This window comes from Peribacillus deserti (assembly GCF_016909175.1).
Classification (GTDB): Bacteria; Bacillota; Bacilli; order Bacillales; family DSM-1321; genus Paraperibacillus; species Paraperibacillus deserti.
In genome coordinates, this window is the sequence record NZ_JAFBFI010000001.1 from 274,681 (window position 1) to 287,942 (window position 13,262).

Below are 13,262 nucleotides of genomic sequence, written 5' to 3' on the forward strand. Positions count from 1 at the left end.
CTCTATCTTGGCCACATAAACCGGCGGGAGCACGCGCTTTCTGCTAGCAAGGATGCATCTTTGACGCCAAATAATAAACCTTCCGAATTAATATCCGGAAGGCTATTCTTTATGCTGCTAGTTTGATATTACTAACATTTTTCCTGGAACGAAGCAGAGCAACGGCTGCTGCTAATACGGCGAAAATAGCGAGATAGGCAATCAATATGCCTGTATTGTCCCAGATAAAGCTTGAATTATTTAGTGTAATGATCGATTTGAATCCGCCGATTGAATAAGTCAATGGCAGGAAGCTGCTTAGCGCACGAAGGTTCTCAGGCAGCATGTCAATCGGCAGGCTTGAGCCTGTTGTAGACAGCTGGATGACCAGGAGTGCTAAAGCAATGAATCGGCCGATATTGCCTGCTGCTGATACTAGGAAGAAGACGATCGTCAAGAAGGTAAGGCTTGCAAGAACCGAGAATAAAATTAATCCTATGCTGTTTGAGAAGTTCAGTTTTAAGAACATCAACGAGAATAAGCTGATGATTAGGGCCTGTGCAATGGCAAGTAAAGCCATGCTGCCAAATCTGCCTGCATACCATCTTACTCCTGAAACAGCGGCTTCTGCAGGTTTTCTTAAGTCAAAGAAGAAGCTCATGACGAGAATGCCTACAAATAAAGCAAGAGATAAAATGTATGGTGCATTTGCGTATCGGTAAAGCGGGAACTTTTTGATCACTTTGCCGTCCAGTTCAACAGGAGAAGCGAACATGGCAAGGTTTTTAGCATCCGCATTAATGCTTCCTGTCTCATCTGCTCCTGCCTTGAGGCCGGATGCTAGCTGGCTTGTTCCATCTTCCAGCTTTCCAACTCCATTATCCACCTGGGCTACGCCATCTGTAAGAGTAACCCAGCCTGTTTTTACCGTCTGAGTTCCATCTGAAACCTGCTTCATTCCGTTGTTAAGCTCTCCGGCGCCAGCCGTTAAGGTTTTCCAGCCAGAGTTTACCTGCTGATTGCCGTCACTGATCTTCGCAGCGCCGCCCTTCAGCTGGGCAACCGAACTAGTAAGAGTACCCCACGATTTGTTAACTGTAGCATTTCCATCAGCAAGCTGAGCTGCTCCGGCAGCCAGTTTTTGAGCGCCTTTATCAAGCTCTGCCTGCTTCGCTGCAAGCGTGCTTACACCGTCAGAAATCTTGGCCATGCCGGGTGCTACCTGGTTTAAAACGCGTGCAATGTCTTGGGCGCCTTTTTTAAGTAAAGGAGCTTGACCGGCTATCCTATTGAGATTATCAGCAACGACTTGCTGTGTGCCTAGAATCGTTTGGAAACCAGGATCTGAAAGAAGCGCTGGATTTTTGGCGGCCATTGCCTTCAAGCCATCCAGTACACCTTTGGCAGCACCAGCTAAAGCAGGCGCTCCGTCAGCCACTCCCTCAACCCCTTTGGCTAAGGACTGACTTCCCGGCGCTAATTTATTGTTTAGGGCAGCACTGATATCTTTTACAGGACCTTGTACACTTTGAATGCCGCCAAGAATTCCTGCTGTTCCGGCTTTCAGGGTATCAAGCCCAGCTTTCATATCCTTTGCACCATTAGATAACTGATTAATTTTTCCGGAATTATCCTGGAGGGATTTTAACAACAGGCCAGTTCCGTTTTCCAGGGTTTTGGTTCCCTCGGCAAGCTCTGAAATAGAGCCTGATTTGGCTTGAAGAGATTGAACCATTTCCTGAGTACCGGCCTGAAGCTGCTGGGACCCTGCAGCCAGCTTATCGATATCAGGAGATTTTTCTTTTAATGAAGAAAGAATTTCCCCTGTGCCCGCGCGGAGCTCTGCAGAACCGGAATTTAACTGAATAGAACCATCAGCGGCATTTTTGAAACCGCTTGCAATTTTATCCATGTTTCCAAATATGTTCTTCACATACGATTCCGTAATCTTATCGCCAAGCTGTTCCCGCAATTTTTCAGTTGCACCAGTTGTTACTTTTGCGGCGAGAAAGTGCAAACCTTCATTTTGAACATATTTAATTTCTGGCTTTTTTGGATTTTCATCCATCACGGTAACTGCATCCTGTGAGAAGGTCTCAGGAATTTCAACAACCATGTAATATTTCAGGTCCTTAAGGCCCTGATCAGCTTTGCTGGCATCGACAAAATCCCAGCCAAGAGCCTTGCTTTTTTTCAAGTCTTCTACAAGGTCTCTCCCAATATTAATGTCCTCATCACCAGACTTCGCGCCTTTATCATTGTTGACTACAGCTACAGGCAAATTGGAAAGATTGTCATACGGTCCCCAGCTAGGAGTAAGAATAATTGCTGCATAAATAAGAGGCACCAGTAAGACGGCAGTAAGAGAAATAATAACACCTTTCCTGCTCATAAGCTCAGACAACTGCGACCCAAATCCTTTCATAAACAACCCCCTTGTACCATTTTTTACAGCAAAAAATGAACAGTCATTCATTTTTACTGCTAATACATTATATTCTTAGTAATAGGTCGAAATTCCTGCTGGTGTGGAAAATATTCATTTGATAGATAGAGAGTCCGGTTACTCTCTTGAAAATTTTTTGATTTTGAATCGCGGATCGGGTCTCTGTTGATATGTAGCTTCGGAAAAGAGTGAAATGAAATCCCCTAACTGTTCAACTCCGTAAAAGCGGATTTACCCTCGAAAATTTCAAAAAGCCCCCGTAAAAATGAATTTACCACTCGTAAACGTGGTAGACCCTTCAACGAAGGTATAACTAGAGGTCTAAATAGTAGAGTTATCGATTTAACCCGGCCATGAGTACCACTTTTTTTCTACAGCCAGTATCTAAATATAAAAAAAGAGCTGCCTCACATTTTGAGGCAGTCTCTATGTTCATTTAATAGTTAATGCAATTTCGCCAGAACTTTTTTCTTTTTTGCAAAATATCTTTTTTCCTTCGTCTGGAAGGAATGCTCGATTTCTTCTAACGAACGGCCTTTTGTTTCCGGTACAAATTTTTTTACGAAAAGCATCGATAGTATACCAAAGCCGACAAAGATTAAGAAAGTAGAGGATAATCCAAGCGCGTTCAACAGCACCGGGAATAACAAGCCTACTAGGAAATTCATGCTGAAGAGACAGAAAACAGTAATTCCCATTGCTAATCCTCTTAAGTGAAGCGGGAATATTTCTGACTGCATTAGCCATGTTACCGGAGATACAGCACCCTGCTGGAAGGCTAGGAATAGTACGGTCAGCCCTAGAATGATAAATGGAAGGGCCGCACTATCTTTTAACGTTACTGAAAAAATACCGATCAGCAGAAGAGATGTACTAGTACCAAGCAGGCCGGTAAACAGCATAGGTCGTCGTCCTACTCTATCTAACAAGGCGATCCCTGCAAATGTTGCTATAACAGAGATTAAGCCATTTGCGATATTCCCAATCAACGCTGCTTTTGTTGAAAAACCAGCATCCTTCAGGATTTCTGTTCCATAATACATGATAGAGTTAACTCCAGTCAGCTGCTGGGTCATGGCAATTCCAATTCCTATTAAAAGGATTCGGCGTACGTGAGGCAGTTTAATATCCTTGAAGGTTGCCTTTTTCATTTTCCCTTCCTCTTCAATGGTTACTTTAATAGCATTTAATTCAGATTTTGCTCTTTCATTTTTACGAACCTTCTGAAGCACTTTAAGGGCCTCGCCAAATTTTCCTTTTGATGCCAGCCAGCGCGGGCTTTCCGGAACAAATATCATTCCAATCCATAAAATAACGGCTGGAAGTGTAGCGATGACGAGCATATATCTCCATACATGTGCCATTTCGCCTAATGAATTAGCAAGCACGGCATTGAAAGTATAAGCAAGCAATTGTCCGGTTACAATCATTAGCTCATTGATTGTCACTAATTTCCCCCGGCTCTCGGCAGGTGCAAGCTCTGCCAGGAAGGCAGGAACTGTAACAGAAGTCGCTCCTACAGCAAGACCGAGTACGATTCGCCAAAACACCATCACGCCGACGCTTGAAGCAAATGTACATCCTAGTGTAGCCGCGATAAATATGAGCGACACACTGAGGATCGTTTTACGTCTGCCTTTCCGGTCAGAAAACCTGCCGCCCAAAACGGCACCAAATGCAGCGCCTAATAGAAGGGAGGAAGCCACCAGCCCCTGGGTAAAAGGAGTTAAATTCAGCTGATCGGTTCTTGACATATAAGGCAGGGCACCGTTTACTACTCCCGTATCATATCCATATAAAAGTCCGCCAAATGTAGAAATAAAAGTTATTAATTTTAAGAATGCTTTATGAGAAAATTTCTGTTTGGGGTTTTCAGCCGCTGTGCTTGCTGAAGTAGTGTTGTCATTAAATGAGGAACTTGCTTTCCCACTAACCAATTTAGGATCATCTTCGTTGATTTTCATTCTCGTTTCTCCCTCTCTGCTGTAGTAATGATATATGATAATAACTTTATGAAAGTTTTAGAAATCTGATTTTCAAGCAGCGGCAGCATCGCTTCCTTCTAATAGTTTTGTATGTTACCTATTTCACAAATACAATCTATACTTATAACTACCACACCTCCAAGCCCTCCTAAACCTCTTTTTTTTTTGGGGACTGTCCCCCATTTCCCAGCCCGGACCCTCTTGATACTGCTGGTTTTATTGGGGGACAGTCCCTATTTCCCAAAAACAATTTTTGATATAATGAAGTTAAAAGTCGGAATTTTCGGAAGGTGAAGGAATGGAGAAGTGGTATGGTTCGGCGGGTGTTTGTGTGAAAGAAAAAGGGCAAGTGTTGATGGTGCTGCAGGGAAGGCCGGATGAGGAAAAAGTATGGTCGGTTCCTTCAGGCGGCTTAGAGGCTGGTGAAACCTTTGAAGAATGCTGTATACGTGAAGTGTGGGAAGAGACGGGTTATCGGGTGGAGATTGTGAGACCACTGTACATTAAAGAAGGTACAGCCTTTGGGATAGAAGTTGAGGTTCACTATTTCGAATTAAAACTTATAGGCGGGATGTCTGTAATTCAGGACCCTGATGAGCTGATTCACGATATTGACTGGAAATCTGCGGACGAACTAAGAGAGCTGGATTTATCATTCCCAGAGGATCTGGAAAACTTATTAGGTTTTCTTAGGGAGTCTGAGCATGAAAATGAAAATGTCATATAAAAGCTTTATTACAATAAAAAAGGACAGCCGCAGCTGCCCTAAATAAAAACAATTAAATTTTTGGTTTTACAGAAACAGCCTTAGGCAGTCCAGTCCGTGTCCAGGAATGGTCATTATCCACTGTAGAGTCAGGAATGAGGAAATACTTGTAACTAAGCATTGGCTTGCGGTTACTCGCGATCGGATCATCGAACGTTGCATCGACGTGATAGTATTTCCCGCTCACTTTTACGAGGTTCCAGGCATGAGGCCCGCCGTTAGCATAGCCATTCACTTTGATTGCCCATAATCCGGATTTATTCAATAGAAGCTTCATTGCCTTTGCATATCCGTCGCAGACCGCTTTCTTATTAATCAGGACCCCGTAAACGGAATAAGATGAGTCTGGAATCGTACCCTTCAGGTAATTATCATAATCATATTGAGCTGAATTTACGAGATAGTTATGAATATATAAAACTTTTTGCTGCTCTGTTTTCTTCGTTTTAGCTGCAGCCACAATGGAATTCACCTTGGCATTTAGCGTTGTTTTCATAGTGGTAATCTGAGCTTTTGAATATTTATAGCTTAATAGAAGCTGAGCCGTTGAACCATTCGAAGACACTCTATAGCTGTTCGGTGCGTAAAATAGTTCCGGACGCTCATTTATAACCTGCTCATAGGTCTTCTTGACTCTATTAAAATCAGTTCCGCTTTTTCCAAGCGAAATAGTTGTTTGTACATTGGTTATTCCAGTGACGATCGAATTGTAAAGTGGATCACCAGCGGCCTCTGCATTACGCAGATTGTGTGAATCTATCAGACTAGTCAGCAGCAGTAAAGAAGCCATCAAAAAAACAATAGATATTTTTTTCATATGTTCCCCCTTGTTAATAACAAAGCCTATATTACATAAAATCCCAGTCTGTAGGAATAGGTAGTAAGTCCTAATGAGGGGATTTTTTTAAAAGTATCATAAAGTATAAAGGTAGTGGTAATTATTGCCAACAATTAAAAATTTTACATATTATGATATAATTCTACTAGTACAACACTTATTGGTAACGGGAGAGACGCTGAATGATTACTAGAGTAAAAGGGCTGTTCAATGATAGCTCAAAAGACCTGAAAAAGTTACAAAAACAGGTTACCCAGGTCAATAAATTAGAAAAAAAGTATGAGAAATTTACCGATGATGAATTAAAAAATATGAAGAATATATTTCAAGAAGAATTAGCAAAAGGAAAGAATCTACTGGATATCCAGCTGGATGCCTTTGCAGTTGTCAGGGAAGCAGCAAAGCGCGTGATCGGGCTGAGGCATTATGATGTCCAGCTGATTGGCGGCTTTGTGCTGAATGACGGAAGCATCGCTCAGATGAATACAGGTGAAGGAAAAACGCTGGTATCTACGCTGCCAAGCTATCTTCATGCTTTAGAAGGAAAAGGGGTTCACGTTATTACCGCTAACGAATATTTAGCACGCCGTGATAAAGAGCTGATGGGACAAATACATGAGTTTCTAGGTTTAACGGTAGGTCTAAATATTTCACAAATCGATCCTCAAGAAAAATTGGCTGCCTATCAAGCGGATATTACTTATGGAACAGGCACCGAGTTCGGCTTTGATTTTCTTCGCGATAATATGGTCAGTGATTGGGAGAGCAAGGTACAGCGCGGGCATCATTATGCCATTGTCGATGAAGTGGACAGCATCCTGATTGATGAAGCGAAAACTCCTCTTATTATTGCCAGCAAGAACAGTGAAGGGGCAGAGCTGTTTTATATCACGGCAGATATTTTAAGCAAGTTTGTAAAAGACGAAGATTATGAAGTGTTCAATGAGGCGAAGCAGGCCTTTCTTTTAGATAAAGGTGCAGCGAAAATCGAAGCTGCCTTTGGAATCGAGAATCTATATGATGCGGACCACCAGGAACTATTGCATCACATTATGCAGTCGCTAAAGGCCCAAGTGTTAATGAGAAGAGACGTTGATTATATCGTAAAAGACGGTCAAGTTATAATCATTGACGGGTTCACAGGCCGGATGATGGAAGGCCGTACGTTCAGCGATGGGCTCCACCAGGCGATTGAAGCAAAAGAGGGCCTTGAAATCTCTGAAGAGAATGAAACACAGGCTACCATTACAATCCAAAATTACTTCAGACTTTATGGAACATTAGCCGGCATGACCGGAAGTGCGACGCCATCAAAAACGGAGTTCTGGGAAACATACCGCTTGAAGGTTATTACTATTCCCACTAACAAAGATATTCAGAGAATTGACATGGAGGACCTGGTGTACAAGACAACCGATTCCAAAGTCAAGAAGATCGTTTCTGAGGTTCAGCGGCTCAATAAAGAAGGGCGTCCGGTACTGATTGGAACTACTTCTATTGCTCAATCGGAGGACCTTTCTGAGGAACTTAAAAAAGCAAAAATAAAGCATCAAATTCTAAACGCTAAAACAGAAGAAGATGAGGCAAAGGTTATTTCCCTGGCCGGCCAAAAAGGGCAGGTTATGCTCGCGACCAATATGGCAGGACGCGGCACCGATATTATGCTGGGTGAAGGAGTCAGGGAATTAGGCGGCCTTCATATTATTGGAACCGAGCGCCATGAGAGCAACCGGATTGATATGCAGCTTAGAGGACGTTCCGGACGCCAGGGAGATCCGGGTTCTACTCAGTTCATCATTTCACTAGAAGACGATCTTTTCACTTATTATGATGAAGATGAAAAAGAGAAATTTGAGAAAAAGGTGAAGGTTGATGAGACGGGACTTGTGATTTCACCTGATCCTGTTAAGTATGTGAAAAAGGTGCAGGAAACGATAGAGAATATGTTCTATTCTTCTAGGAGCCACCTGCTGAAGCTTGAAAATGTCATGGATGAACAGAGTAAAGTGGTGTACTCTATGCGCGACCGCATTCTTACGCTGTCTCCTGAGGAAATGTTCCAGGAATTGCTGGGCTACATGGAGCGATATGTGCGCTTTGTGATTGCAGAGGCCTATCCGGAGGATGCTTCTGCATGGAATCCGAAAGGGCTGCTTGAGAAGCTTTCTGTTGTTTTCATCCACTCAAGTGTAACGCTCGAAAGCATCTCAGATTTGGAGCCTGCTGAAGTGGAGACTGTCATGATTGCTGAGCTTGAGAAGCTGAATGATTTTGTTCTTAGCATGCAGGAGGATGAAAATCTCGGTGTTCAGTTGAAGCAATTCATGCTGCAGCAGATTGATTTTAATTGGATTCAGCATCTTAATACAATGACTCAAATGAAGGATGGCATTCAGCTGAGAAGCTACAGCCAGGAGAATCCTTATATCCTGTTTGAAAAAGAGGCTCTTCACGAGTTTAATGGTTTGATGCTGAATATCGAATCGGGCATAACCATTAGCTTTATGGAATTTGTAAAAAGTCAGTTTGAATTTAAGGAAGTTGCAGCTGATGAGGAAGAAGGAGAACTAGAAGATGGCACTTTTTAAATTTAAGAAGAAAAAAACGGAAGAAAAGCCGGCAGAAACTCCTGCTATGGAACAGCAGGATCTGGGTGCGGAAAAAGGCGTCCGTACAGTCCTTAATTTTCACCCTGAATGGGAAATGTCTAATTCTGAGCGCTACATCTACCAATACCGCCATCAGCAGCTAGAAAAACTGGAACCCAATCAGCTTTCCATTTATGGATTAAAATTATCAGAATACTATGGGGATATTGTAGTAGTGGCCTTCCTTAGAAATACACTTCCAAAACCCATCCGTTTTGAAACAGTAGATTTGCTGCTGCTTGACGAAAATGGCCAGCCCATTGCAAGGCAGCAGTTTGAGCTGGACAATCTTGGAGAGCTTCCGGCCATGAGCTGTACGCCATGGAGATTCTTGTTTGAAAGTGAAAACATCCTGGCTGCGGACATTCCCGAAAAAGGCTGGAAAATTGCGTTCGAATTGAAGAAAAAGGCTGAGCCTGCAAAGCATTCACTTGACCTAGAAGCAAGCTGGGAAGACCAGATATCGCAAATGCAGCGTGAGAAGCTTTCGAATCTGGTAGCCGGCCTGCCTCATTTAGCTCCTGGTGAAGTAAACTTCATGGGCATCGAAGCCGTACCTGCGCCTGATGGTGCCTTTGCCGTGACCGTTCTGATTCGAAACGGCAGCGAGAAAAACATCAAGCTCGAGCAGATTCCACTAATCGTTGAAGATGCAGAAGGCGATATCATCTGCCGCGGCGGCTTTACGCTCGATCACTTCGAAGTAAAAGGAAATACCAGCAAGCCATGGACCTTTGTATTTCCAGCATCGTTAGTCATGAAACAAAACCCGGACTTGAGCAGGTGGAAGGTGTATCCGCCGAGCGGGGAATAAGAAGTTAATAGATTTGGAAAGAGCATATTCCTGTGGGATATGTTCTTTTTTTATAATTTTTTCATAAAAGTTGGTGTGTTTCTGAATAAATTAAAACTTTTTACTTTATTTTTCATCTGCTGATGGAGGATTTGTTGATGAGCAGACATGGAATCCATGTTTATGCTTAACTTTTAAAGATTTATGCTTGAGTTTTTAATATTTACGCTTATGTTTTCTAGATTTATGCTTCAGTTATTAATTTTTATGCTTATCATTGCTTGCATAAGTACGTTTACGCTTTTGTTAGATGCTTTATGCTTATCATGCGATATAGGGGACTTCCAATTGCTTTAATTGAGATGCTCTCTCAAACTCAAAAAAAAGGAAGTGACTCCAATCATGAGCCACTTCCTTTTCTATTTGGGAAATAATTCGGGAAATGGGGACAGTCCCCACAATTAATCTTTCTTTTTCCCTTTCTCCTTTTTATCCTTACCTTTTCCATTGCCAGGTTTTTTGCCCTTGGAAGAAGAAGCCTTTTCCTTGCTCTTGGACACCGCTTTTTTCGTTTTTGATTTCGGTTTTGGAGCAGGAGGGATCATGTCTTTTTTGATACCTTTTATATACAGCTCATTCCGTACTTTTTCAACGGATGCTGGCTGTGCAAAGCGTTCGGTGCCAGCCGAATAGTTCTGCATCATCGTTTTAAATATAGTATGGGATATTTTCGTATCTGTTTTATTCATATAGTTTCCCGGTCCATTTTTGGCGTAGCCGGTCCATACGGTCATCGTATATTTAGTGGTGTAGCCTGAAAACCAGCTGTCGCTTGTGCCATCTTCTGGATAGCCGAATTTGCGGATGACATTTTCGTCGAAATTGGTAGTACCCGTTTTTCCGGCTATATCCGTGCCTGCGACAGCAGCCATCTTCCCGGTCCCATTAGGAGCGTTGATGACTCCGCGAAGCATGTCTGTAACCATATAAGCCGTGTAGTCCTGCATCACTCGCTTGCTCTTAGGCTTAAAGTCGATTACCTTACCATCAGGCATAACCACCTTCGATACAAAGTGCGGCTTGGTGTATACCCCTGTGTTGGCGAAGGCGCCATAAGCTCCTGCAAGGTCAAGAGGAGATACCGAGTTGCTGCCAATCGAGTAGGATTCATATACATGGCCGTCAGGATAGCTAATGCCAAGATTCTCAGAAAATGCTTTTGCTTTCTTTAAGCCGACACTTTCCAGCGTTTTTAAGGCAGGTATATTTCTCGACTCCACGAGTGCATTACGAATGGACATTTTACCTTTATAATTCTTATACGAATTTCGGATCGGGTCTCCTGTTGAATACTTATAAGGAGCGTCCACAATCTGATGATAAGTCGACCATTTTAAATACTCAATCGCAGGGCCATAGTCAAAAATCGGCTTAAAGGTGGAGCCTGGCTGGCGCTTTAGAGTTGTCACCAGATTATGTCCGCGGAACGTTGTTTTGTATTCATTCCGGCCGCTGCCGACCGCCCTGATTTCTCCTGTTTTAGAATCCATAAAAGTGAAGGCAGTCTGAAAGCGTTCGTTAGGATAGCGGACCAGGCTGCCAGAAACGATGGAATCAGCAAGCTGCTGTGCCCTCGGATCGAGCGTCAAGTGAATCTGCAGCCCATCCTCGCTAATATCCACATCCTTTAGCCGGTCTTCAACCTCTCTTACAGCAGCATCTAAAAACGCTTGATAAGGCATGCCATTTTCAGCTTTATCGGTAACGATACCCTGGGTGACCGGCACTTTTTGGGCAGCAACCAGCTCTTTCTTAGTGATATATCCATGCTTGTTCATTAAGGTTAAAACAATATTGCGGCGTTTTGTTGCAGATTCTACGTTTTCTTTTTTAGAAGGATCATAGTTATTCGGACTTTGGGTGAGGCCGGCAATCATAGCGGCTTGCGGCAGAGTCATTTTGCTAAGGTTTTTTACCTCTATGCCGTAATAGTTTTTTGCTGCCGCCGCCACTCCATAGGAACGGTTTCCAAGATTGATTTTGTTCACATACATAGCAAGGATTTCCTGCTTGCTATACTGCTTTTCCAGCTTATAGGCCAAATACCATTCCTGAACTTTGCGCTTAATCGTTTTTTCTGGAGATAAGAAGGAGTTTTTAATCACTTGCTGGGTAATGGTACTCCCGCCCTGGCTTCCGAAGCCACCTGTAACGTTCTCCATAATCGCTTTCGCTGTTCTTTTTACATCTATTCCCTGGTGCGTATAAAATCTGCTGTCCTCCGTGGCAATGATCGCCTGTTCCAGCACTTTGGGAATATCATCATATGTAATTTTGGTACGCTGTTCCTTCCCATATTCGTGGATGAATTGGCCGTCTTTGTCATAAAACTTGGAGGATAATGGATCCTGCAATTGCTGTTCATTAATTTCCGGCACATCTTTAATAAAAGCATACCCGGTACTTCCTATTACACCCAGGCAAAAAAAGCCTAATAATAGAAAGCCGATCAGCAGCTTTTTAAAAAACGGCTTCGGCCGCTTTCGCTTGTTATGTTTTTTCGCTTTTTCAGCGAGTCTTCGTTCTTCCCGGGTTCGATATGTAACTGTCATGTTGGTTTTTTACCTGCCTTTGCCGATGTAAAGGCTAAAAGTCTATGAGCCTTCATTTTTTAAAGAAAGTCTTATTGTATACTATTAGCTTAGAAGATTCAGTTGTAATGATTTAATTCCCATATTTTAGATGGGGCAAACAAACCGTGTAACTTAGTAGGGTAATAGAATTCTTTAATAGAGCGATGGACTTGGGAATCGCACAAAGGATCCATGAAATCGCGCGTAGAACCACTGGAATCGCGCAAAGCCTCCAATAATCGCGCGTAGAGTAACGAAAATCGCGCAAAGACCTCTCAGAATCGCGCAAAGTCGCCATTAATAAGACCTCCTGCAGAGCTGAAGCTACCCTGCAGGAACTTTCCACCAATATGAACTCATATTCAAATCTTATTCAGTACGCTTTTCCAATATTTTTATAAAAAGGGAACCATTACATACATTTCTCATCTATATAGGCAGGGAGGGAGGGCGGCAGTTATGCTGAGCGCACGTAAAAAGGAGAAGGAATCACAATTGGACTAAATTAACCTTGATTTGGAATATGAAGGAATACGGACAGAGCAGTCTGGCTGGCGTATCATATTGAAGGATAAAAGTATCGCTGAAGTATCCCGTAGCAGGTTTTAACGATTTTACTAAATCTCCAAATCATACGGATTAGTAAAGAGTCAGCAGTATAACCTTATGATCTAAAGTGAAGAAATGAAACAGCTGAATGGACAATGAAAGGCGGATATCTTCTAAGGAAAGCCGCCTTTTTTATTCGGCCAAAAAAGCCAAAAAATAGGAAAATAAAAATCTTTTGTTATCTTTTAATATTTTGGGGTATTTATATACACAAATAACCTTTTAGGAAGGCAGGGATCGAGATGAAACACGAATACAAATCCAATGGAAATAATTCAGACCAATATGGAAAAGGCCAGGCAGAATATATCATGGACAAGGACGCGTTGAAAACTAGGAAAATCCTGACCCAGGCCCACACGGAATATACAAAAGGAGCTACAAAACTTATCGAAAATGTGCAGCGTGAATTCCTTAAAAAGCAGCGCTATATTGAAATTGACAAAGCGCTGGACGAAAGAAACGAAAAAAGATTTATGGCCTTAACATCCAAGGGATGGGAAAAGGTGCTATGAACATAGAACTACCTATATAACAGCTGACTAACATATTATTTTAAAATATG

8 protein-coding genes are annotated in these 13,262 nt (G+C 42.5%); 4 read left to right on the plus strand and 4 right to left on the minus strand.

The window, feature by feature from the left end; genetic code table 11:
• Window positions 1-109: 109 nt before the first annotated feature.
• Window positions 110-2,404 carry a YhgE/Pip family protein gene (locus tag JOC77_RS01195; protein WP_204537547.1) on the minus strand — a complete coding sequence of 765 codons (2,295 nt, stop codon included), beginning with the start codon at window positions 2,402-2,404 and terminating at the stop codon, window positions 110-112.
• A 464-nt stretch (window positions 2,405-2,868) separates the two neighbouring features.
• Window positions 2,869-4,389, minus strand: a complete 1,521-nt coding sequence (locus JOC77_RS01200; protein ID WP_204537549.1) for a sugar porter family MFS transporter — start codon at window positions 4,387-4,389, stop codon at window positions 2,869-2,871.
• Window positions 4,390-4,708: 319 nt separating this feature from the next.
• On the opposite strand from JOC77_RS01200, the gene JOC77_RS01205 reads away from it, so the two are divergent.
• Window positions 4,709-5,137: an NUDIX hydrolase gene (locus JOC77_RS01205; protein WP_204537551.1), complete on the plus strand. Its 429-nt coding sequence runs from the start codon at window positions 4,709-4,711 to the stop codon at window positions 5,135-5,137.
• Window positions 5,138-5,189: 52 nt separating this feature from the next.
• On the opposite strand, the gene JOC77_RS01210 is transcribed toward JOC77_RS01205, so the two are convergent.
• A complete protein-coding gene (locus JOC77_RS01210) occupies window positions 5,190-5,993 on the minus strand; it encodes a transglutaminase domain-containing protein (RefSeq protein ID WP_204537553.1) in 804 nt (267 codons plus the stop codon).
• Window positions 5,994-6,196: 203 nt separating this feature from the next.
• Between JOC77_RS01210 and secA2 the strand changes: the two genes are divergently transcribed.
• Both secA2 and JOC77_RS01220 read left to right on the plus strand, forming a co-directional pair.
• Window positions 6,197-8,602 carry an accessory Sec system translocase SecA2 gene (gene secA2, locus JOC77_RS01215; protein WP_204537555.1) on the plus strand — a complete coding sequence of 802 codons (2,406 nt, stop codon included), beginning with the start codon at window positions 6,197-6,199 and terminating at the stop codon, window positions 8,600-8,602.
• Window positions 8,589-9,476, plus strand: a complete 888-nt coding sequence (locus JOC77_RS01220) for an accessory Sec system S-layer assembly protein (RefSeq protein WP_204537557.1) — start codon at window positions 8,589-8,591, stop codon at window positions 9,474-9,476. Before secA2 ends, JOC77_RS01220 begins: the two co-directional genes overlap by 14 nt.
• 440 nt (window positions 9,477-9,916) lie before the next feature.
• Here the strand turns inward: JOC77_RS01220 and JOC77_RS01225 are convergent, their stop codons facing one another.
• Window positions 9,917-12,067, minus strand: a complete 2,151-nt coding sequence (locus JOC77_RS01225; RefSeq protein ID WP_204537559.1) for a transglycosylase domain-containing protein — start codon at window positions 12,065-12,067, stop codon at window positions 9,917-9,919.
• 872 nt (window positions 12,068-12,939) lie between these two features.
• Between JOC77_RS01225 and JOC77_RS01230 the strand changes: the two genes are divergently transcribed.
• A complete protein-coding gene (locus JOC77_RS01230; protein ID WP_204537561.1) occupies window positions 12,940-13,212 on the plus strand; it encodes an IDEAL domain-containing protein in 273 nt (90 codons plus the stop codon).
• Window positions 13,213-13,262 lie beyond the last annotated feature (50 nt).

Excerpts from the sequence above, each read along its gene's own strand:
- JOC77_RS01195 (WP_204537547.1), bottom strand. The coding sequence starts at position 2,404 with ATGAAAGGATTTGGGTCGCAGTTGTCTGAGCTTATGAGCAGGAAAGGT.
- JOC77_RS01200 (WP_204537549.1), bottom strand. The coding sequence starts at position 4,389 with ATGAAAATCAACGAAGATGATCCTAAATTGGTTAGTGGGAAAGCAAGT.
- JOC77_RS01205 (WP_204537551.1), top strand. The coding sequence starts at position 4,709 with ATGGAGAAGTGGTATGGTTCGGCGGGTGTTTGTGTGAAAGAAAAAGGG.
- JOC77_RS01210 (WP_204537553.1), bottom strand. The coding sequence starts at position 5,993 with ATGAAAAAAATATCTATTGTTTTTTTGATGGCTTCTTTACTGCTGCTG.
- secA2 (WP_204537555.1), top strand. The coding sequence starts at position 6,197 with ATGATTACTAGAGTAAAAGGGCTGTTCAATGATAGCTCAAAAGACCTG.
- JOC77_RS01220 (WP_204537557.1), top strand. The coding sequence starts at position 8,589 with ATGGCACTTTTTAAATTTAAGAAGAAAAAAACGGAAGAAAAGCCGGCA.
- JOC77_RS01225 (WP_204537559.1), bottom strand. The coding sequence starts at position 12,067 with ATGACAGTTACATATCGAACCCGGGAAGAACGAAGACTCGCTGAAAAA.
- JOC77_RS01230 (WP_204537561.1), top strand. The coding sequence starts at position 12,940 with ATGAAACACGAATACAAATCCAATGGAAATAATTCAGACCAATATGGA.